Annotated in this window: 25 protein-coding genes and 2 tRNA genes; 16 read left to right on the top strand and 11 right to left on the bottom strand. The window is 46.5% G+C overall.

From position 1 onward, the window contains the following. Positions 1-30: 30 nt before the first annotated feature. Positions 31-184: transfer RNA gene (locus J07HQW2_RS05810), tRNA-Met, on the bottom strand. 303 nt (positions 185-487) lie between these two features. Between J07HQW2_RS05810 and J07HQW2_RS05805 the strand changes: the two genes are divergently transcribed. Continuing rightward, positions 488-847 carry a DUF7115 domain-containing protein gene (locus J07HQW2_RS05805; RefSeq protein ID WP_021054486.1) on the top strand — a complete coding sequence of 120 codons (360 nt, stop codon included), beginning with the start codon at positions 488-490 and terminating at the stop codon, positions 845-847. 120 nt (positions 848-967) lie between these two features. Further along, entirely contained in the window at positions 968-1,486 is a 519-nt protein-coding gene (locus tag J07HQW2_RS05800; RefSeq protein WP_021054485.1) for a hypothetical protein, read from the top strand. Between the two features lie 104 nt (positions 1,487-1,590). Here the strand turns inward: J07HQW2_RS05800 and J07HQW2_RS05795 are convergent, their stop codons facing one another. Continuing rightward, a complete protein-coding gene (locus J07HQW2_RS05795) occupies positions 1,591-2,028 on the bottom strand; it encodes a DUF5830 family protein (RefSeq protein WP_021054484.1) in 438 nt (145 codons plus the stop codon). Positions 2,029-2,065: 37 nt separating this feature from the next. Here J07HQW2_RS05795 and J07HQW2_RS05790 point away from each other — a divergent pair, with 37 nt between their 5' ends. Next, a complete protein-coding gene (locus J07HQW2_RS05790; protein WP_303703990.1) occupies positions 2,066-2,743 on the top strand; it encodes a TVP38/TMEM64 family protein in 678 nt (225 codons plus the stop codon). A 38-nt stretch (positions 2,744-2,781) separates the two neighbouring features. Here J07HQW2_RS05790 and gpmI read toward each other — a convergent pair whose 3' ends face one another. Next, complete coding sequence (gpmI, locus tag J07HQW2_RS05785) at positions 2,782-4,296, bottom strand: 2,3-bisphosphoglycerate-independent phosphoglycerate mutase (protein ID WP_021054482.1); 1,515 nt, start codon at positions 4,294-4,296, stop codon at positions 2,782-2,784. Positions 4,297-4,634: 338 nt separating this feature from the next. Between gpmI and J07HQW2_RS05780 the strand changes: the two genes are divergently transcribed. Continuing rightward, positions 4,635-5,360 (top strand): DUF1405 domain-containing protein, encoded by a 726-nt coding sequence (locus tag J07HQW2_RS05780; RefSeq protein ID WP_048075168.1) that lies wholly within the window; start codon positions 4,635-4,637, stop codon positions 5,358-5,360. A gap of 51 nt (positions 5,361-5,411) precedes the next feature. After that, complete coding sequence (locus J07HQW2_RS05775; RefSeq protein ID WP_021054480.1) at positions 5,412-6,215, top strand: ArsR/SmtB family transcription factor; 804 nt, start codon at positions 5,412-5,414, stop codon at positions 6,213-6,215. An 85-nt stretch (positions 6,216-6,300) separates the two neighbouring features. Here the strand turns inward: J07HQW2_RS05775 and J07HQW2_RS05770 are convergent, their stop codons facing one another. Beyond that, positions 6,301-6,834 carry a hypothetical protein gene (locus J07HQW2_RS05770; protein WP_021054479.1) on the bottom strand — a complete coding sequence of 178 codons (534 nt, stop codon included), beginning with the start codon at positions 6,832-6,834 and terminating at the stop codon, positions 6,301-6,303. 428 nt (positions 6,835-7,262) lie between these two features. Continuing rightward, entirely contained in the window at positions 7,263-7,463 is a 201-nt protein-coding gene (locus J07HQW2_RS05765; RefSeq protein ID WP_021054478.1) for a hypothetical protein, read from the bottom strand. A gap of 194 nt (positions 7,464-7,657) precedes the next feature. Between J07HQW2_RS05765 and gatD the strand changes: the two genes are divergently transcribed. Further along, entirely contained in the window at positions 7,658-8,971 is a 1,314-nt protein-coding gene (gene gatD, locus J07HQW2_RS05760) for a Glu-tRNA(Gln) amidotransferase subunit GatD (RefSeq protein ID WP_021054477.1), read from the top strand. A gap of 5 nt (positions 8,972-8,976) precedes the next feature. Then, on the top strand, positions 8,977-10,092 hold the full coding sequence (locus J07HQW2_RS05755) for a GNAT family N-acetyltransferase (protein ID WP_303703989.1): 1,116 nt from the start codon (positions 8,977-8,979) through the stop codon (positions 10,090-10,092). 156 nt (positions 10,093-10,248) lie between these two features. Here the strand turns inward: J07HQW2_RS05755 and carA are convergent, their stop codons facing one another. Beyond that, positions 10,249-11,349, bottom strand: coding sequence for a glutamine-hydrolyzing carbamoyl-phosphate synthase small subunit (gene carA / locus J07HQW2_RS05750; RefSeq protein WP_021054475.1), 1,101 nt, complete (start codon positions 11,347-11,349; stop codon positions 10,249-10,251). Between the two features lie 97 nt (positions 11,350-11,446). Here carA and J07HQW2_RS05745 point away from each other — a divergent pair, with 97 nt between their 5' ends. From J07HQW2_RS05745 to J07HQW2_RS05735, 3 genes are all read left to right on the top strand, one after another. Beyond that, entirely contained in the window at positions 11,447-11,872 is a 426-nt protein-coding gene (locus J07HQW2_RS05745; protein WP_021054474.1) for an Lrp/AsnC family transcriptional regulator, read from the top strand. A gap of 279 nt (positions 11,873-12,151) precedes the next feature. Beyond that, complete coding sequence (locus J07HQW2_RS05740; RefSeq protein ID WP_021054473.1) at positions 12,152-12,736, top strand: NUDIX hydrolase; 585 nt, start codon at positions 12,152-12,154, stop codon at positions 12,734-12,736. A gap of 143 nt (positions 12,737-12,879) precedes the next feature. After that, positions 12,880-13,620, top strand: coding sequence for an SDR family NAD(P)-dependent oxidoreductase (locus tag J07HQW2_RS05735; protein ID WP_021054472.1), 741 nt, complete (start codon positions 12,880-12,882; stop codon positions 13,618-13,620). Positions 13,621-14,169: 549 nt separating this feature from the next. Here the strand turns inward: J07HQW2_RS05735 and J07HQW2_RS05730 are convergent. Then, the gene (locus J07HQW2_RS05730) at positions 14,170-15,114 is read right to left on the bottom strand and encodes an alpha/beta fold hydrolase (protein ID WP_021054471.1); all 945 of its coding nucleotides are present in this window, start codon (positions 15,112-15,114) and stop codon (positions 14,170-14,172) included. A gap of 102 nt (positions 15,115-15,216) precedes the next feature. Next, positions 15,217-15,627, bottom strand: coding sequence for a DUF7975 family protein (locus tag J07HQW2_RS05725; RefSeq protein ID WP_021054470.1), 411 nt, complete (start codon positions 15,625-15,627; stop codon positions 15,217-15,219). A gap of 177 nt (positions 15,628-15,804) precedes the next feature. Between J07HQW2_RS05725 and J07HQW2_RS05720 the strand changes: the two genes are divergently transcribed. From J07HQW2_RS05720 to J07HQW2_RS05700, 5 genes are all read left to right on the top strand, one after another. Continuing rightward, positions 15,805-16,446 (top strand): adenylate kinase, encoded by a 642-nt coding sequence (locus tag J07HQW2_RS05720; RefSeq protein WP_048075511.1) that lies wholly within the window; start codon positions 15,805-15,807, stop codon positions 16,444-16,446. Positions 16,447-16,503: 57 nt separating this feature from the next. After that, positions 16,504-17,427, top strand: a complete 924-nt coding sequence (locus J07HQW2_RS05715) for a DUF106 domain-containing protein (RefSeq protein WP_021054468.1) — start codon at positions 16,504-16,506, stop codon at positions 17,425-17,427. Between the two features lie 58 nt (positions 17,428-17,485). Further along, the gene (gene cmk / locus J07HQW2_RS05710) at positions 17,486-18,064 is read left to right on the top strand and encodes a (d)CMP kinase (protein WP_021054467.1); all 579 of its coding nucleotides are present in this window, start codon (positions 17,486-17,488) and stop codon (positions 18,062-18,064) included. A 13-nt stretch (positions 18,065-18,077) separates the two neighbouring features. Then, the gene (locus J07HQW2_RS05705) at positions 18,078-19,100 is read left to right on the top strand and encodes an RNA-guided pseudouridylation complex pseudouridine synthase subunit Cbf5 (protein ID WP_021054466.1); all 1,023 of its coding nucleotides are present in this window, start codon (positions 18,078-18,080) and stop codon (positions 19,098-19,100) included. Positions 19,101-19,165: 65 nt separating this feature from the next. Beyond that, positions 19,166-19,236 (top strand) — tRNA-Pro (locus tag J07HQW2_RS05700). Between the two features lie 218 nt (positions 19,237-19,454). Here J07HQW2_RS05700 and J07HQW2_RS05695 read toward each other — a convergent pair. Both J07HQW2_RS05695 and J07HQW2_RS05690 read right to left on the bottom strand, forming a co-directional pair. Next, the gene (locus tag J07HQW2_RS05695) at positions 19,455-19,751 is read right to left on the bottom strand and encodes a chorismate mutase (protein ID WP_048075510.1); all 297 of its coding nucleotides are present in this window, start codon (positions 19,749-19,751) and stop codon (positions 19,455-19,457) included. Between the two features lie 157 nt (positions 19,752-19,908). After that, a complete protein-coding gene (locus J07HQW2_RS05690; protein WP_048075509.1) occupies positions 19,909-20,814 on the bottom strand; it encodes a shikimate kinase in 906 nt (301 codons plus the stop codon). Between the two features lie 151 nt (positions 20,815-20,965). Between J07HQW2_RS05690 and J07HQW2_RS05685 the strand changes: the two genes are divergently transcribed. Then, positions 20,966-21,403: a DUF5796 family protein gene (locus J07HQW2_RS05685; protein ID WP_021054463.1), complete on the top strand. Its 438-nt coding sequence runs from the start codon at positions 20,966-20,968 to the stop codon at positions 21,401-21,403. Positions 21,404-21,721: 318 nt separating this feature from the next. Here J07HQW2_RS05685 and J07HQW2_RS17930 read toward each other — a convergent pair whose 3' ends face one another. After that, positions 21,722-21,859, bottom strand: a complete 138-nt coding sequence (locus J07HQW2_RS17930; protein ID WP_303703988.1) for a DUF7128 family protein — start codon at positions 21,857-21,859, stop codon at positions 21,722-21,724. Between the last annotated feature and the right edge of the window lie 109 nt (positions 21,860-21,968).

The following is a 21,968-nucleotide window of genomic DNA, read 5'->3' as shown; positions in this document are numbered from 1 at the left end:
ACACCGACTATTAGTATTAAAAATGGTTCATGCCCGGGGTGGGCTCCGAACCCACGATCTCCGCATTTCCCAGGTCCGAGGCTCGGCGGGCCCCGTAGGGCGGCGGAGGCTTCCAAGGCGAATCCGCACCGAATCTCAGGAAACCCTATGAGTGCGGCGCTATGTCCAGCTAAGCCACCCGGGCTCAATTAAAATTAGTCTGATGGAGTTCTTAAACCTTCGCAAGTAAGTCGCTAGACGACGGGGTATCTCATGCATAGATGCCTATTGTGAAATGAGATTGAGGACATGATATACATATTCAGTGATAGAAATCAGGATTTCATCAATCTGGGAGTCAACGGAACTTGGGAGAAGCTGAAATATCTCAAATAGGTCCCTGGAGCACCGAAGAGAGCAATAAATATACCCTACTGACCCCCGGTCAGAAAACCACATCCGGGAAATTACCCCTGGATTTATTCTAAATGAGATGATGCGTCGTCATATGAACTTTGATAATGCCGATAGTATACCACAGTCGGTTCGTGAGTTGATTGACACTGATCAAATCATTGCACGCATCGACCTTGGAGGAGGCGATGCAATATTCGTGACAGCAACGCAGACAATACAATATCAATCACAAAGACTCCTCAACAATGAACTGACAGAAACGTATCAACATGATATTGAGCGAATTGCCGTCTCAGAAAAGAGAAATAAACCAAATAGAACCCTAATGTATGACGTTGCAGATACTGCTGAGTCTACTGTCACAGTGGCTCAGATCGATGATATACTTACATCCATACTCACTGGTATGCTCCACACGATTCATGCAATTACCTCTGATGAGATAGTCTAGCGTATCTTCCGATTCAACGAACTTACTACCGTAATTACGGAAACAAGACAAGACTGCTCAAACACGTAGGTGAGGATGTCTGGAGCACAGAGTTTGAATCATATCAGTATAATATCGTGAATGACCTCGCATTTGAAGAGGGAATCGCATGCAACGACTGTGATTCTCGCTGTTGATGATGGAACAGAGCGATTCAAAATACCACAACAAGAGGCTAATGCGGTTCGTGATACAGTTGAATCAATTCTCACGGCACATTATGGCGTAAAGTCAATTGCGCAACATCGGACACAAAACCGGTCGACAGTAACCACTCCAGAGATGGAGTCAGCATTATCTTTCTTCCAGAACAAAAGCCACCTGTCTGTCGATGGGACTGATTCAGTTGGTGCTACGACAGAAGACGATACCATCACAAAGTCGAATATTGATATCGATACTACTGTGACTGAATCTGAAGAAAGTATCAATGGTTCTATTATATGCTCAGATGCGGATTCGCATTCGAGCACAGACACAAACCCAACGACAATACCATCAGAGTCGAACTTCTCAGGTGATCAGACAGCATCACAATCTCAGCTATACATGTTCAAAGAGATTATATTGAGAAGATATGTGATGTTCACACAGAGATAACACAACTCCGCCAGTTAGTCGAAACGCACCAATAGACAGTTAAGATGCATAGTAAGTTACTCAATTAACTTATTACGACTCTTGATGATGGTACCGGCGAAGATTCATGACTCCAGACCAAGCACAATTCGGACACATGATGGTCCAAACGGTCCAAGTTCACCTGCTGGCAACTGTAGAAAATGACCTGTCGATAGATCTGAACCACACCGACGACATTCATACTCACCATCGCGCTTGATTACTTGTTTATCGAATCGAATAGCTGTTCCATGCTTGACTTGTAATTGACCGTCCGTGCGGTCAATCACATCACGCATCACTGCTGTATCAAGGATCTCTCGTGTCAGTGATGGATCCGTGGTCACTGTCTCAATCCGGTCTACTGCAGCCGATAATGAGAGCTCTTCATCTTCGATACATGCAAGTAAGTTGATCCCAAGTTCGACACGCGTTGCGCGATCAGCTGTCGCTAATGTATCTACATACTCATTGTCGCCTGACTGCGTGTCACAATGGTCTGCACTATCATCTCCAGACACGGTATTGTAGGTATCCGCATGGAGTTAACAAAAGTATATGTTCTTGTGGCAAGCAACGCTGGTCATGAGGCGGTGGATTCGCTATCTATCTAAGCGCCAATATCAGGTTGCAGGTGGCATCCTCGTCATCACTATCCTCATTGCGGCAGTATCGGTGTCACCAGCGGTCGTATTTAATCACCTCACATGGACTGTCGCTGACCCAGTTCGTGTCATCCTCGTGGCAAGCGGGCTTGCGATTGTACGTCCATTGTTTGCTTGGCCAACAACACTTCTCGCGATTATTATTGGATATGGTATTGGATTTACCGGATTACCATTTGCACTCGGGTTGATTACATGCACTAGCATTCCACCATATTTTCTTGGGCGTCAATATAACAAAGCAAACAGCCACCCAAGGGTTGTAGCAGAATTTGTTGAACGAACTGGTGATACTCGAAGTGTTGTTGCGACACGACTCACTCCAGCCCCCTCTGATGTTGTCTCAGTTGGTGCTGGAATTGCTGGCGTCTCCATGGTTCCATTTACGATTGGCACAGTTATTGGTGAACTTCCATGGGCAATCGCTGGTGTTCTCGTTGGTGCGTCTGCAGAAACACTCGTCGGTGGCGTGTCGGTGACCACTTTAATCCATCCACGTTTGATTGCTGCTGGGAGTATTGTCGCAGGGATTATTATTGCCCCGCCAATCTGGGCATGGATTCGCGAGTAGAATGTGGTAATCGAATATTGATAACTCTCACATATCGTCTATTTAATTAGTGAGGTGCCTGTCATTGCTGCTGGCTGTTCGACTGACATTATTTCAAGCAGTGTCGGGGCGATGTCACATAACGATCCCTCATCACGAATTGTGTAGCCTTCCCCACTGCCATCTGGTCCAGTATATATGATAGGCACTGGATTTGTCGTATGAGCAGTATGCGGACTCGCCGCCGTTCCCATATCATCAGCATTTCCATGATCCGCAGTAACAATTGCATGACCATCGGCAGCATATATTGTCTCGAGAAGCCGGTCTAACTGCGTATCGACAGCTTCGATTGCTTCGACAGCAGCAGTAAAATCACCTGTATGACCGACCATATCTGGGTTTGCATAATTAAGTATGAGCAGGTCAGGATCGATAATATCGATTTGCTCAATCGCGGTGTCAGTTACCTCATTGACGCTCATTGATGGCTGTTGATCGTATGTTGAGACATTTGGACTCTGGATAATTTTGCGGTGTTCATCCTCAAAGGCTACTTCACGACCACCATTTAGAAAATACGTGACGTGTGCATACTTTTCTGATTCAGCAATTCGTAACTGTGTCAATCCGGCAGTTGCGATTATCTCACCGAGCGTGTCGCGTGGTTCATTGGGTGGAAATGCAACGGGCAAAGGAAATGTCTCATCATACTCTGTCATTGTTGCAAGTTCAACCGCCGGTGGAGCCGTCTCAAACGACCAGACTGGATTAATATCGCCAAGCAGACGAACAAGTTGCCTGACGCGATCTGGTCGAAAATTAAAAATAAACACCGCATCACCATCGGTAACTGCAGGGGTGTCATTGATTACTGTCGGTTCAATGAATTCATCCGATTCTCCGCGATTGTATGATTCGGTGACAGCCTCAACGGCTGTGGGTGCACTATGTGCTGCTGTTCGATTCACAATTGCATCATAACTCATCTGTGTCCGCCTCCAGTTTTTATCGCGGTCCATCGCATAATATCGCCCTGAAACAGTCGCAATATCTCCCGTTCCATGGGTATCAATAACATCTTCAAGTGTCGTGAGATATCCCTCACCGTTATGTGGGTTAGTGTCACGACCGTCAGTAAACACATGTGTGATAGCATCAACATCGCGGTCACTTGCTAACTCGATGAGTGCATGGAGATGTTCCTGTTCGGAGTGGACACCACCGTCGCTGAGCAGCCCCATGAAATGTATCCGTCCATCGGTTGCCACAGCATGGTTGAGTGCTGCATTGACTGCTGCATTCGTTCGGAGACTTCCATTATCGATCGCATCTTCAACCCGTGTATATGCCTGCTTCACCACCTGTCCAGCGCCGATATGTAAGTGTCCGACCTCGCTGTTACCCATCTGACCTACTGGAAGCCCGACTTGACGACCAGAGACATCAAGTCTCCCATCTGCACCCTTCTCAATGAGGCGATCAAATGTCGGCGTTGACGCTTCCTGCACCGCATTGCGTCTACTGTGATCACCAAGTCCCCAGCCGTCAAGAATGACCAGTGCGGTCTGCATATCTCTGTTGTGACCTCGGTTGTGTGAATAGGCTTCGTTTCATCGATACACGAGATGCTGTAGAATTTCTATGCTCATACAATTATCATCAATAAACCGCGTGATAACTATTAAACTAATAACGTCTCATCGAATAAATGATATATTTTTGCATCCTGTACGCTCTATTATATGCTATCCTATCCAATTAGGAACCATTGATGATACTTCGAGAGAATTATTTTTGATTATGAAATAAATATAAAGATCGAATCACCGGCATTTGATAGTGCCCAAACGGAACGTACCTTTCGCTGGACGACACGATAGGTTCTTTCCGACGCTTACCATCATCCGATGTGATGAGTTCCTCTGAGGATGATGGAGTTGCCCAGTCTCGTGGGTGGCATGGACGACTCCCTCAACCGTTCCCAACACGCTGGGTGCAATATTATCTTACAAAACCTGCGAGTCTCGGATGGCTTCTCATCGCTGATGGCGTTGCATTCCTTGTCGGCGTGAATTTCTATGTTCACAGCGAGCCTTCGCTCCAAGCTGTAAGCGCTCTATTATATCCGTTGTTTGGTGATTCGCCGACAGGACTTGCATTAGCATCGCTGTCAGTTGCAACTATCCTTCCATACGTCAAACGCACGCAGCCACAGTTGCTCGCGAATATGCCCTCAAATCACCTTGTTTCAATTCTCCATACACTTGCATTTGTGTGGTTAATCAAGTATGGAATATGGACTGGTATTGCGCTCAATCTGCGCCCAGATCTCTACATTGGATTCACTCCAGCACTCCTATGGGAATATTGGGGAATCTTACTCACGCATGCGTTCTTTATTCTCCAGGCAATGACAATTCCATATTACGGCGAAACGTCACGCACAGCGCTCTTCATTGCACTTGTGCTTTTATTGAGTAACGATGTATTCGATTATGGATTTGGACTTTATCCGCCACTTCGATACGAAGCTGGCACGATTCTTGCGATGATTACACTTGGATTATCCGTTGCTGTTATATTGCTCGCAGCCGACGCATTTGACTCCCATTCCACCTCGCTGTCCGGCGATTAAGCAAGTATCATCGACGCCACCCTCTTATACGTCTGGAGTTTACCTATTGTCATGGACTCTGCGGTGCTCCTCGATCTCTTGGGAAATGAGAACCGGCGTCGCATTCTCCGACTTCTCTCGCACAAGCCATGCTATGTCACGGAGATCAGCGAGTACCTTGGTGTGAGCCCGAAAGCAGTTATTGATCATCTCCAACGACTCGAAGACGCCGGTCTTGTCGAGAGTCGAACTGATGACCGACGACGAAAGTATTTCCATATTGCACGAAATCTTCGACTTGAGGTATCCGTTTCACCACATGGTTTCGGTGCAAAAAGCGCATATCCCGCAAGTCGAAGTCTCGATATGCGTGGTCGATGTCAGTATCTTACAATTGATGTGTCAGATGAAATAACAAATACCGGCACTGAGGACACAGCTGACTCAGGCTCTAAATCACGGCGCCTCCCAGCACAGGATCATAAACGCGCACAGACACCTGAGGAGAATGACCCTCAGACATCTGAATCTGCTGAGAAAACGTCCTCAACGTCACAATCTAAGGATATTACAAGACTCGCACAGCAATATCGTCGACTCAATGATCTTGAAAGTGAACTCTCACTCGCACAACGGTGGGTTCATGGTCGTCTTACGGATATTTTAGATACGTTTGAGGAGCAACTCGACGCCGAGGCAGATAGCCGATTCTACGCTGATGTCCTTGCAGCAATCACAACCGAATCAAAATCAGTGTCGGCAATTGCAAACCGGATGAGCGCAGACCCAGACCGCGTTGAAACAACACTCAAACATCTGGCACAGCACGGATTTGTCACCCGTGGTCCAGACCGGCAGTGGCGAGTTAGTAAGTAGCTTCATTTGATGTGTAATGAATCAAGAAACATTGTATGCAGAGATATGTCACTCTCATCATTTGATAGGTAAGAGTGCATAGTGCTTAGATATTTTTTGTCAGACCACTGCGTAAATCCCGTCCAAAGTAGTGACCAACAACTGCTATTATGGTGCCAACTCCTACGCCTGCACCGGCGATTGCGATTCCATAATCAGACAAGAACTGTACTGCAAATGGTGTGAATACACTTGTGAGTGTTCCGAGTATTAATAATACGCCTGTCACTAATCCACCTCCAATTGCACTTTCGGCATACCGACCCTCTGATCCGATAGCACCAATCAAGAAACTCATAATAAACAGTCCAATAAACTGTCCAATCGTTCCGATGATTGGAACTGACCCACCAATAATAAATCCAACAGCCGACAGTGCAATGACGAAAAGAAGTGATCGAATCGTCGGCAAGCGTCGATCATCTTTACCTGTCTCAGTAGCAATATCTGATCCAAGATTGGTATCTACATCCCTCCCGATATCTGATTCACCCTCAAAATCAAAGCTCTGATCACTCGCTGTCGATGATCCGTTCGAGCCAGTCGTTGCCTCTGTTTCTCGTTCATCCGAGCGTTGCATATGTATATTAGTCAATATACAATACTTACACCTTTTTGTCTTGCTAGTCATCTTCAATCCATCACGGGTGTGACTCACCACATATGTCTAATTTTCTGGATATCGCTTCCTCACATTCATGTTAGTGGCTAAACACATGAGGTACATTCCGTCGAATCTGCCTCTCACAGGCATAACTGAATGATAAATACGATATTAGTTGAAAACGGCAATATCAGAGATTTCCTGCTATGAGTGCAGGTCACGGATTATGAAATCAATGTATTTCAATTATAATTTATAATTATATGGATACGTACAGATTGAATTTCAACCGGTCGTCTCAACAGTAATATAACAGAAATTACACCAAACTTAATTATCTATCACATGTTAACGGTAAAATACTATATCTATTTATTCTTATAATAAATCATATACGAAGTTATTCAATAATCTGTATTTCCCTGCTCAATCGTAACTATTTGTTCAGCATGTTGCGGAGTTTCCATCTCGCGAAGGAATTCAGGGAGCTCATCGCTTGAGATTTCATATTTTCGATACTCAGGAGTGTCAGTGTGGCGGACAACAGTTAAAATAATAAAACTATCTGGTGGCGTAACGCGCTGGTAGTCATCTCGAAGTGACATATAGCTGTTTACATCTATATTCAGAACTTAGATCGGATAATTTCATCGCTGCTCCCTCTCAATATGGTTTTATTGACTATTGTGTATCTCTAATATCGCCAGTTTATCCCGACGATAATGAACTCAATCGTGAGAGGATCTGTTTGCAGACGTAGTCACATTATTCAAACGTGTGGCTGCGATAGCAACTGTATATGAATCCAAGTCCGGGGGACCGAGTTCGCGTTGAACGGGCGGATGTCATGAGTGAGGGGATCTTGATGCCTTCCTCAACATCAGATTATTTTGTTATTAAACTCGATGGTGGATATAATATTGGCGTTGACCGGGCAGATGCGTCGATTGATCTCGTTACCCCTGATGCGTACGATATCGGTGGAACACAGACTGATTCTGGCTCTGGATCTGGCGCTGGAGCCGAATCAGAATCTGCATCTAAGACCGAGTCGGAGGCATCAGCGGTTGCGTTTGATGAATCATTACCGACGGTGTCGTTGATTTCAACAGGTGGCACAATTGCATCAACAGTCGACTACCGAACGGGTGCTGTTACCGCACAGTTCGATGCTGAAGACGTCCTTCGTGCCGTTCCAGACCTTGCTGGTCGGGCGAACTACCGTGGACGAGTGGTCAGAAACATTCTCTCTGAGAACATGACGCCCGCTGTCTGGCAGGATCTTGCTGCTGCAGTTGCCGATGAAATACGTGCCGGTGCTGATGGCGTCGTTGTGATGCATGGAACTGATACGATGCAGTATTCTGCTTCAGCGCTATCATACATGCTTAATACGCCCGTTCCAATTGTTTTCACAGGAAGTCAACGATCTGCGGATCGTCCATCTTCAGATAATGTTATGAACGCTGTTTGTGCTGTTGAAGCTGCAACAGCAGACGTTTCGGGAGTCTTTGTCTGTATGCATGCATCAACCGCGGATGACACCTGTGCGCTTCATCAGGGCACGCGCGTCCGCAAAAATCATACCTCTCGTCGTGATGCGTTCGAGACTGTGGGTACCACTCCAATTGGGACAGTCGATTATGATACTGAGACTGTTTCATTCCACCGTGACCATACCTCACGGGACTCAGTCGATCTAAATCTCTCTGCTGATCTTAATGAGGATGTAATGTTATTGAATTTCACCCCTGGAATGAACATTGACCGACAGACAGAACTACTTACCAATTCCACTCCTGACGGGCTCATTATTGCCGGCACTGGACTTGGTCACGTTCACACTGAATTTATTCCAGTTTTATCAGAACTCGTTGATGATGGGGTCGTCATTGCAATGACGAGTCAGTGTGTCGAAGGGCGTGTCTGTGACCGTGTGTATGACACTGGCCGAGACTTACTGGACGCGGGCGTTATTGAGGCTGGTGATACGCTTCCTGGTACCGCCAAGGTAAAATTAATGTGGACGCTTGCAAATCATTCGGATCCTGCAGAAGCAATGACAAAGCCACTTGCTGGCGAATTACAAACACGGTCAGTCCCGTGGGAGTGAGTTGAGTGGACGTACACCATACGAGCACATCTGCATCTCTCCCACTCCCAGTGCATACAACAGACAATACTGGGGCTGCTATGACCGTCCGAACCGCGGAGCTGGCTGATGCCGACGCTGTAAAGCGGATAACAGAAAACACGTGGTCAGATCGCTCCGAAGATGATTATCTTGGCTCCGTTTTTCCCGAATGGGTTGCAGCTGATGATGGCAAGACAGCACAAACAATTATCATTAGTGTTGACTCACAATCGCAGTTGCCGTCAGATAACGATAGCCTCAATCCTGACCTTGATTCTAATCACAGTGATGATGCAACAAAACCTGTCGGTGTCGTGCAGGTATGCACACTTTCTGAAACGGAAGCGTGGGTACAAGGGCTCCGCATTGCGCCCGAATATCGTGGTCGGGGGCTTGCAACAATCCTTATTGAGACTGTCTGTGCTGTTGCGCGTGCGATGCATGCAGCGGTACTTCGAGGAATTGTGTTCTCATGGAACTCAGCTAGTCTCGGGTTGCTCCGACAAACAGGTTTTGACCCTGGGATTGAGTTCCGATGGATCCAGCCAGACCCATACAATGCATCGATAGAGACTGTTTCAACGTCAAATAATAATATCCCACTGTCAATCCAGACCGGAGAGGACACTTCTACAGAGGACGTCTGGTCTTTCTGGCAGAAATCACAAATAAGAGATGCGCTTGATGGAATTATCATAGATAATGCCGAATCGTGGGCACTGTCTACTCTCCGTCGACATCGGATCCAGCATGCAGCGACGACTGGTCGACTGATTACCGTCAGGTCGAACTCCTCAACAGATGCTGTCCGTGGGTTTGCTATCCGAACCCGAACGTATGAGCCGATGGGAGAGGTATCAACACCCGGTGTTGAGTATGCTATCGGTGCGTGGGAACCTGGTGATGAGGCGGCTGTACAGTCGCTGTTGACAGCAGTTCGACGGGATGCAACATTATTTGATTCGACGATCGACCACACTCGTGTTCTTGTTCCTGAGGATACTCGTTGGCTTTCTGATGCGGCAGTGACCGGTGTTGGGATGTGGTCAGAACCAATTTTCTTGATGAGTCGTCGACTCCTCGGTGAGGTCACTGGTTGATTTCATATCACATACCATCGGTTAGAATACCTCTATTCGACATTATTGGTTATATGAATGAATAAGATACTTACATATAACAGTTAATTTGCAGATCAGAGTTAGTTCATAATCGCCCGACTATGCTCCTTCACTAATTCTCTGAGACAGCGTCAGTTAGTTATCAACAACGACAGCATGATCTGAACTAGTAGCTGTCTTACTGTCAGCGTCTGGTTCAGTCATTTCAAGAACTTCATCGAAGAAACCAAACGAATCGTGTGGTCCAGGATGTGCCTCTGGATGGTACTGGCGTGTGACCACGTCGAGATCACGATTTAGTAGTCCTTCAGCAGTTCCATCATTAACGTTTATCTGGCATACATTTAATATCTCACCAGGGTCACCAACGGTGTAGCCGTGATTTTGTGTTGTCATGACTACCTTGCCACTGTCGAGATCGCGGACTGGTTGATTAACTCCACGATGTCCAAAGTTCATTTTCTCAGTCGTTCCACCGAGAGCCCGTGCGACGACCTGTTGACCGAGACAGATTCCAGCGATTGGAATTTCACCGGTATACTCCTCAACGAGTGTTTGTGCAGCCTTGAAGTTCGCTGGGTCACCTGGTCCATTTGAAATAAACAACAGGTCGGGATCTAGGTCTGTGAGCACTTCCGACGTTGTATCGTATGGAAGCACATGGACAGCAGCCCCTTTATGAGTGAGTGAATCAACAATCGACATCTTCGCACCACAGTCGATGAGCGCAACATCAGTCTCAGCATCCATATCGCCGTATGTTGTATGCTCGACAGTTGTGACACGCTTGCCGATATCAACGTGTTCGCTCATATTAATACACTCATCGAGTTCAGCTTTTGCGTCCGCTGGTGTCACATCAGGACCAACGGCAATTCCACAGTTCATCGCACCCTCTTCACGAATCGATGTAACAAGCTCACGTGTATCGATATGATCGATCGCAGGAACATCTTCATGATCGAACCACTCGACTATCTCGTCTGTAAACTCGCGTGCAATCGCGGCTCGTGGATGAACACGTTCAGACTCAAATCGCTCATTTCGGACGCCATAGTTCCCGATGAGCGGATATGAAAATGTGAGTACCTGTTCTTCATATGAAGGGTCTGTGAGGCTCTCCTCATAGCCTGTATAAGCGGTCGTGAATACTAATTCACCACGAGTGCGCCCGGGAGCACGACCGCGCGCTTCAATGACACGACCATCTTCTAAGGCTAGATAGGCGTCCAACATTACGAGATACACATGTAATCCCCGGTCATAAGTGTTACTTTCGAAGCTGAGTTACGAATTTCGTAATCGGTAAGCCAACAGAAAAGTATCAACTGATATGGACAATCTCGATCGACGTATTCTTGATATTCTTCGTCGAGACGCGCGGACACCCTACACTGAGATTGCAACACAGGTCGGCACCTCAGAGGGAACTGTGCGTAACCGTGTTGATAGACTCACCGAAGAGGGGATTATTGAGCGATTTACGATTTCGACACGCACAGGAAATATTAAGGCAATGATAGAAGTATCGGTGAAAGTTAATGTTAATACAACGAGCTTGTCTGAGACAATGGCTACCTGGGAGCAGGTTGACTTTGTGTGGCAAGTTTCTGGTGAGGAAGATGTTGTTCTTATCGTCGATGCAGCAGATACACGTGCAGTCAATCAACTCATTACTCGCTCACGTGAGCGTGATGAAGTAAAAAATACGAAAACGCGTCTTATTCTTGATGAGCGTCTCGGTGGTGTATCATCGTGAGGTCCCTGTAGGCTGTCATACTCTTTGGTTGGCGATTGCTGAGTCTCATTTATGATCTCTTACTCTGTTATGCTCTAACTCAATTGCCGTTATCAAGATTGTCATGCCGGTCATTCGAGTATATGAATCTATACACACTAATCACTAATACGGTAGATACGATTGTGATTGTAATTAATAAAATACGTCATTGGTACTGTTCCTATATCCTGGGGCATACTCACACATGCTCCGCTCCAAGCCGAAGAAGCCTTACTAGCTCCAATCGAGAAATCGAATATGAGTACGGATCAAAACAGCGACTCGAACACTGACCAACCCACATCGACACATGATAATGCGGGTGAAGATGTGATTGCTGTTTCCAGCGATAATGCCCAGGAAGGACTTGTTAATCGATTAGACGCACACACTGGTGATGGAATCCGCCATCGAGCATTCACCTGTCTTATATTTGATTCCGATGGTCATCTTCTTCTTGCTCAACGCGCACCTGAAAAACGTCTCTGGGATACACACTGGGATGGCACTGTTGCGTCGCACCCAACGGAGGATCAAACACAAGTTGAAGCTGCTCGCCAGCGTCTTGATGATGAACTTGGTATTACACCGGATCAGTACGACACTCTCCAAGTCACTGACCAATTTGAATATAAACGGTATTATGAAAATGCTGGACTTGAGTGGGAAGTTTGTGCTGTTCTACAAGTTACACTTAATGATATAGTGCTTGCCCCTGATGAATCTGAGATTGGCGGTCTTCTGTGGGTTGAATATGAGCATCTCAATGAACATCCAGAGTGGTACCGACAACTCCGATTGTGCCCTTGGTTTGAAATCGCGATGCGGCGTGATTTTGAGTAAATATAATATTACAATTGTTCTGACATTTTGAGAAGTTATTCGATGATACGATGATAGATTACTCTATCACATATCAGTAAAATTGGTCTTGATAACAGAATAAAAACAGAACGCCCTTGTCAAATCGGTCTTTCATTCTGATAATGCCCTCAACCCCCACAAATAGTACCGATTCTGAGATTATTTCTGATCCATCACTATACGATTCGCTCGATGGACAAGTTGCATTTGTTACTGGCGCGAATCGTGGTCTTGGTCGGCAAATCGCGGCAAATCTCCATGAGCTGGGTGCGAATGTCTTCGCCGCAACACGGTCGATTACGCATGAGATTCCAGATTCGTGGGAGCATTTGCTAGTCGATGTGACCCAGTCTGGTGAAATCGCGGACGCCGCAGATGAGATATTTAATACTGCTGGACGACTAGATATAGTGGTCAATAACGCCGGTATCAGTGGTGGCGACGGTGATCTCGTTTCTGAATCGATAGACGATATTAATCGAACCCTCTCGACAAACCTCCGTGGTCCAATGCTTGTCTGTAAACATACTGTCCCGCTATTATTGCAGAATGATGGTGGTCGTGTTGTCAATGTCAGCTCCGGTCTTGGAATGCTTTCACGAGATCAATCTGGTGGCAACCCAACCTATCGCGTGTCGAAAAGTGGACTCAATGGACTGACCACGTATCTTGATGGCGAATATGGGTCAGATGGTCTTATTACGAATTCAGTATGTCCAGGATGGGTTCGAACAGATATGGGTGGTCCTGAGGCTGACAGAAGCATTGAAACGGGAGCCGAAACCCCAACCTGGCTCTGTCGCTTTCGCCCTGGGTCACCACATGGTTATTTTTGGCGCGATCATGCGGTTCTTGAATGGTGATTGTCCTATAGAGTATTTTATCCATATCTGAAACCACGCGGTTATCTTCTCAATCTGCGATTTAGTATGAATCCTCCATTGCGATCAGCTGCCGAATCGTTGGGAAATTAGCTCTGAAACGCTCGGTCTGGTTTTGATTTTGATAAGGGCTCTGGAGGTCGAGATCTTTTGTTCGCCTGTGATAATAGCTGATGTAACGAATGTGGCAGTCACGTGATTGCCGTTGTGGTCACAGTGATGAGTCCGTTATCTACGATATGTTCCGTAACATGTGAATTGAACATATCAAGATTGACCCGGGCGTTTTGAATGCCAATAGCGATTCTCGAGAGATCAATCTACAGAGTATTAGCGATAAAATCCACATAAAAAAGTATCATCTCTGCGTTTGCCACACCAACTCGTAAACGACCACGGGTCGGGTGACCCGTGGAACTCTCGCTGAAATATTTAGAGACACGAGCGATTGAATCAATCGATCCCAAGAAACTCGACTCACACTATCATACAAAGTAAGGAGAATACTCGCGCTTCAGGCGGAGAAAGGTGTCAATTACTCTCCGTCGTGACTTCATGAGCGGCGAAATGATCTAGCAGTTGGTTTTGAACTTGAGTCCGTTCTTCATGTGTGATCCAATGTGTCGCCTGTTCAAACATCACAACCTCGGCGTTCGTGCAGTATTGCGCGCTGTCATCAGCCAGTGAGCGAGTGAGGAACGTGTCTTGTGCACCCCATAATAATAATGTTGGTGTGTTCACCTGTGTTTGCACTGGTTGTGGATTTTCTCGAACAATCGCCCGATACCAATTAATCATTGCCTCATATGCCCCATTAACTGTCCATGCAGCTCGATATCGCTCAAAATCAGCTGCATCAAATGTTCCATCACGACTTGACCGTTGCATCATTGTCGTGACACTCCGCCAATTACCAACCCGTGCGAGTGCTTCAGGTATCCGAGGAAGTTGGAAAAATCCAATATACCAACTTCGCAGCACCTGCTTTGGGTTTCGCCGAATATTCTGTTTAAATGCCATCGGATGTGGAACATTAATCACTGAGAGTGTCTGAAGACGCGCTGGATAATGAAGCGCTACCCACCATGCAACAAATGCACCCCAATCATGTCCGACAATATGTGCTTTTTCTGCGTCTGTTGTGTTTAGTATTCCACAGACATCTGTCGCCAACGCATCTAAATGATATGCCGAGATTGCATCAGGACGCTCACTACGATGATAGCCACGCTGATCAGGAACGACGACGCGATAGCCTGCAGTTGCCAGTGGAAGAATATACTCATGCCATCCATACCAGAATTCAGGAAAACCATGTAAAAGCAAGACCACATCGCCATCCGGTGGTCCAGCAATGACACAGTGCAGGGTTACATCCCCTACATCAAGTAATTCTGATTTAATCTGAACATCATCGCTGCTCAATCCAACATCCTCAGGTCCAATCCCGACGTCAATCTGCGCATTTACCTGCATACTTTTATGAGGAGTCGTTATTAAAAATATACCGTTGGGGTAATAACGATACTGTCTGAGGTCAGAGATTAGATCCGACGACGGAGCAGTCGATATACTCAATCACACTGCGGTCGCCCATACCTGATATTCATCCGGGCAGTCATACACTTCAGTAAAGACTCGATCAGCAAACGCTGCAAGACGATTTGCATCGGAGCGAGCGGTAATCCGTACATTTGTAGCTTCAGCATCCTCAGGCGACTCTAGTTGATCAACTCGAAATTCAGGAAACTCACCTACAAGTGTATGAACCCGCTCAAGTTCAGACTCTGTCACGTCAATGTTAAACATGTTTTCAGAAAATTGTACCCATGGTCTCGGCACCTCTTCGTTTTCACTTTCCGGGTCTGTGTTAGGGTTAGAGTCAGCCTCGAAGGTGCTAAATGCGCTTGCTCGCTCACGATGTGCTGTAATCGCCTCAGCAAAGAGCGTCCTGCGCTCCTGGGGTGTCCTTGCATCAAATCTAGTCATATAATTTCGCTATGGAATTACCTGGTATGAATGTAATCACTCTACCTGATATATAATTTGTATTGTGATTATTAGCTTAAATATCAGATAGTTTACTCAGCAATGATTTCTGTATATGCACATTCACACGCCAGCGATATATCTTCAATGTTATACGGGGAGAGACAGACATCCGGTATGGAGGAACATGTTTTGCTTCTCGGTCCCCCAGGTGCCGGAAAGGGAACACAATCAAAACGTCTTGCTGAAGAATTTGGTCTCGAACATGTCACTACCGGTGACGCATTAAGATCAAATAAGCAGATGGACATTTCTGAGATGGATACTGAGTATGACACTCCAGGTGCTTACATGGATGCGGGCGAGCTAGTGCCTGATGCAGTCGTAAATAAAATCGTTGAAGAAGCCCTCTCAACTGCCGGTGGCTATGTCCTTGATGGGTATCCTCGAAATATCGAGCAGGCTGAGGTGCTCTCATCAATCACCGAACTTGATGTTGCGATATTATTATCAGTTGATGAACAAGAACTTGTTGACCGTCTTACCGGACGACGCGTGTGTTCTGAGTGCGGAACAAGCTACCATGTTGAGTTTGAACCACCCGCGGAGGAGGGTGTTTGTGGTGAATGTGGTGGAACGCTCACACAGCGTGATGATGATACTGAAGAAACAGTTCGTGACCGACTCCGTGTGTATCATGAGAATACAGAACCAGTAGTCGAACATTACCGACAAGAAGGGACACTAGTCACTGTTGACGGTGAAACGACACCAGATGATGTTTTTGACTCGATTGTCGACGTGATCGGTAGCTCGTAGAAAATATCGGAGCGAAGACTACAAGCTTCATTACTACCGACTCATTATGCTGCATTAATGCCACGAACCGAATCGAAAGTGCGTGATCTCATCGCTGGTGATGATGGGATGCGTGCGGCGGTTGAGATTGTTCTTGACCGAGCTGATGATAGTGATATCAAGTGGATTGATGTCAAGGATGAACTTTCATCAGGACGATGGGGTCGGCTTATTGAAACTGGCGTACTTGTCGAGGGTGAAGAAGGATTCCAACTCGCTGACCGAACAGCAATAGAGTCAGGACTTGAAACAGATGATTCAAACACCGATACTGACTCGAATGTTGCACTTGAGACTGAGGTTGATGATGATGAGTCCTCGTGGTCAACGTATGACAAGGGTGCCGGAGTTCTCACGATCGGATTATTCGTTGGGTATTCATGGAAACCTCTTCGTGATCTGATTGGAAATGTAATGGATATACCGCTTGGTCCTCTACAGGATCTTCTTCCATTCTATGCGGTTGTTATGATCCTCGCACTTGCAACAGGGCTTTACTCAACATTGCTCCAAGCGAATCTTATGGATATGGAAAAGATGTCTGCGTATCAATCGCGCATGAAAGAGATCCAAGAGCGACGAAAGGAAGCCAAAGAAGAGGGAGACGATGACGCGCTTGATGCAATTCAAGATGAACAGATGGACGCAATGGGCGATCAACTTGGGATGTTTAAAGAACAGTTCCGCCCGATGGTCTGGATTATGTTCCTAACTATCCCTGTCTTCCTGTGGATGTACTGGTCAATTGGTGTCGGTGCAAACGCAGAAGCACATGGTGTGCTTGGTACACTTGTCCTCCCGCTGGTCGGTGAAGTTGCATGGACTGATTCAGTGCTTGGTCCGATCCAGGCATGGATTGTCTGGTACTTCCTGTGCTCAATGGGCTTCACTCAAATCATCCGTAAAAGTCTGAATATTGATATTTCACCATCGGCTAGCTAGCTAGGACGGTACTACACGCAAAGACAACCCCTTTTACCCAGGTCAACCGAACAATAGTATGTTGTTGACCGTTTCTGGTCCGCCTGGTGCAGGTAAGAGTACAACGGCAGATGCGCTTGCGGCTACATTCGGACTTGAACATGTTAGTGGTGGTGATATTTTTCGTGAACTTGCCGCTGAGCGTGGGCTAACCGCCGTTGAATTGAATCAACAAGCAGAAGATGATGATCAAATCGACCGTGACCTTGACCAGCGACTGCGGGCGATTGCACTAGAGCGCGATGACGTTCTTTTAGAATCCCGACTTGCTGGCTGGCTTGCCGGTGATGCCGCAGATATTCGAGTTTGGCTAGATGCACCACTCAATGTTCGCGCTGGTCGTATTGCTGATCGCGAGGATAAATCAATCTCGACAGCACGCGAAGAAACACGCACCCGAGAGGAAAGTGAAGCCCTTCGGTATCAGAATTATTATGATATCGATATTCACGATCACTCGATCTATGATATGCGGATTAATACCGCGCGATGGCCAAAAACTGAAGTTCCCGATATTCTCGAGGCTGCGATTGCAGCATATGAACCTGCCGCAGATGAAGGTCGATTCCCAATCGAAGATATTATGTATGATTTTTGACTGCAAGCGATAGATGACATCAACGCCAACACGACTCCATGAATCCCCGGATAATAGATCGCTCAAAAGCACCTGTAACTTTGGGGTCATAAATTTCGATAAACCTGTAGGACCATCAGCTCATCAAGTCTCAGCGTGGGTTCGCGATCTTATTGGTGTTGAACGCGCTGCACATGCTGGAACACTTGACCCGAAGGTGACCGGTTGTCTTCCAATTCTCCTTGGTGAGGCGACACGCCTCGCGCCGGTGTTCCTCGAGGGAATTAAAGAGTATATCACAGTGTTAGAGTTTCATGCACCCCCACCAAATGACTTTTCGACGATTATTGAAACATTTGAGGGAGCAATCTATCAAAAGCCGCCACGCAAAAGCGCTGTTTCACGTCGTCTGCGAACGCGAACGATCGAGACACTCGAAATTCTTGAGCTTGATTCAGATACTCAACAAGCGCTCCTCCGCATTCACTGTGAAAGCGGTACGTATATTCGAAAGCTATGTCACGATCTTGGACTTGCAGCTGGGACAGGTGCACATATGGGTGATCTCCGGCGTGCAGGAACAACACCATTTTCCGATATAGACTTGATCTCAGCTGCTGACCTGACGGATGCAGTTGTATTCACAATTGAAGAGACATTAGGTTCTAATGAGCAGCATACGACCACAAATCACGATGATTCGGCTGCTGCGTATTCGCTACTCGAGGATATTGCTGCTGCAGATATAGATACTAGTTCGGTCCCACCAACAGATCACCTCGAAAAAGTCATTACTCCTGCAGAGCGGGCACTCCAACATCTTCCGACGGTCACAATCGCGCCCTCTGCAGCCACGGAAGTGGCGATGGGGGCACCAGTGTATGCGCCAGGTGTGATCGAGTTTGACACCGCCAGAGGAGCTGCAGATGACATTGCCGATAATGCCCTTGTCAGCTGTCACACGCCAGATAAGACCGCTGTTTGTCTTGGTCGTGTCAGTGGTGCATTAGACGCAGAAAGTGGTGAAGTTGTGTCTTTAGAGCGAGTGCTTGTCTAAGCACGCATCACTCAATTGAGACGAAGGAATTAAATTCAACAGAGTCATTAAATTTGATCGTATTCGGGACCGTGGGGTAGTGGTATCCTCTGCCGATGGGGTCGGTAGGACCTGAGTTCGATTCTCAGCGGTCCCATACTGTTCCGTTGTCAATCTCAACGAGTATAACAATCGCGATGACCGGTCATTACTGACTGACTCTTGCTTGACCTGTACGACTAGATGTCTAGACTGCATCTATCGGTTGCATGGTTTCATATGAAGATATTCGATGGTATCCTTGCACTGTCAAATGATACTCCGATAGCTGGCCGTATCCTTACGAGCTTCGTGGCACTCACGCCGTTTTTCGAGTTATCGGGTTTGTCTTTGCTCGACCTTGTTCAGCTCAATCAACAGGCGAAATACAGCCTTAACCAAATTTGCATCAACATCAAAATTCTCTGCGTTCGCTCCAGCCCGCTCCATGACACGCGCTTCCTGTCCCTCATCGGTCGTCGGAAGCCCTTGCTCAGCTTTGACTTGCGCAATTGAATCAGCTACATATGTACGGCGTGCAATCAACTCAACGAGCTCACGATCAATTGATTTGATCTCCTTACGAAGTGATTCAAGTGAATCCGACTCTGTTGTTACTATACCTCCATCCATCTTTGACTCAGCATTCACTGCTGTGTCTGTGTCCGCGTCTGTGTTCGTGTTCGTGTTCGCATCTGTGTCTGGTGTCATACTGTAATTCCTTGCCACATCATTTTCGACATCATCTTTGTAATAAATTTTACTGGAGTCTATTATATTCTACTGGGCTCTATATTTCATCAGAACGCACCGATGATCCCCTTCGTATCGGCCGAGTTGTCGTCTCCCAGACAGTCCCGCCACGATTCCGCCAGTGACGTGTCACAGCTTCTAAGTCTATTTCATCGGTCTCACTATTACGGTCAGCAACGGCAACAACACTTGGTCCAGTACCAGAAAGAGAGACACCGCCCACATACGGCATTGCCTCAACTGCTGGAGTTGGGTCAAACCCAAGTGCGGCTGAAAATGCCAACCCATTGAGTGTCATCGCCTCCGTGTATCGGTTATCAAGTGCCAGATCTGCGACTAATTCAGCCATCGATGCGATATTCGCACACTGCTCAACGTCTGCATCGGCAGTATAAGCACGCTCAGGCGGTGTCCACACAACTACATCCCATTCAACAGCATCATGCGCGAGAATAGTATCTTCGTTATTATTCGTAACGGTGACTCCGCCTAACATTGACGCGGATGCATCATCGAACGCACCTGTAATTGTCACACCAACATCACGCGCCGCGCGAACGCCAAGTCGACAGGCTGAAACTAGATCTGGAGTGATACCGAAGGCATCTGCTGTTGCAAGTATCGTTGCATTCGCAGCAGCACTTGAACTCTTCAACCCAGCTGCCATCGGAATATTACTGTTAGTCTGTATATCAGCGTTATACACTGTATCTGATGATCCATATGCTTCAATTGCCAACTCGACACATCGCTCGATTAATTGTGTATCACCGTTCTCAGATCCTGTAATCTTCCCACAAACAACAGTACTGTCACGTGTATTTTCGGTAGTAACATCGATTGTTGCTGTCGTTTCGATGTCAAGAGCAAACGCTGAGCCGACACCTGTCGCAAGGGCATTTAAAATTGTTCCTGCTCCGAGTGCGACCCCACGACCGTGCATATCACTATGGCCTTGAGCGAACACAAAGGTGTAGCGGTCCATCCCTGTTATCAAACTAAATCGTATCTATCGATCTGGTGCTTGACCTTGTGGACGCGACTCAGAGCACGCACCACCGTTCTTTTGAGTAATCCATGTTCATATTAAATTAATGAGCGCACGAAATGATATTGCTCCGGAAACCATCGATATTGAATTACTTGATCATGGAATTGCTGTTGAGTATATCGATGGTCGACAGATACTATATCGTGGCGTCCCGCAGACAGTTACAGATTCGCTCACCACGCCACCCGGTAAACAGACACATATTCTCGTCACTGATCCAACTGAAACTGAAGGCGTGTTGATGTATATTAATGATCTCAAAACGCATGATGATGTACTTGAATCCAGTGGTGTCGGTCGTGTTGTTCTTGAGCAAGGTTCGTCTGAGACAGTTTTCCCTGGGGTCACTATATCCCGTCCCGGCGGGATGCGAACAACAATCGAGGCTGACCCTGAAACCGCCCGCGGTCGTGTGTTCGCCTTTGTTGAAGATGACTGGAGCGAGCAATCATATGAGTTCATATCGGAATCAGCTGAATGATAATTTAATCGCGTAGGTAGCCCTAATCTATACTACTCGAACAACTTGTTCGTACTGACCACGTTCGATCGATTGATCTAGAAATCTTAGAGTCTCATCGACTTATTTTGAATAGTTACTTTTAGGATCTACATTAATTTTAGACTCCCCGGAAACAATATTTCTCGTTGAATGGTCTGGAATAGCATAGCTATATTATACGTGCCACGACACTCTAGGTACATCTCTGTGCAAATATAAAGAAGAAATCCGTTGCTTTGTGAATCGGATACATGCTGATCCTTGATAGGCAATTTCAGGATTATATCATGCTGATCATTACTGTAAGTATGATGGCTTCTCATCACCTTTGCAGTGTTCTTCATGCGTTTGGGCGTCAGACTCGTCGTCGAATAGCATCTCACACTCGTCGCATTGGTACCATTGATTACTGTCACGTGTAACCATCGACACCATATCAAGGAGATGAGTATGATCACTCAAAACGTTTCTGTTGATTTTTATTCTTCTTGAACTGATACAAACCATCTAAGATAATATCAACACGATATTTAGAGCAGTTTCA

The organism is Haloquadratum walsbyi J07HQW2 (assembly GCF_000415985.1).
Classification (GTDB): Archaea; Halobacteriota; Halobacteria; order Halobacteriales; family Haloferacaceae; genus Haloquadratum; species Haloquadratum walsbyi_B.
Note: the sequence above shows the minus strand (reverse complement) of the source record. Positions and strands in the feature narration are given on the sequence as shown.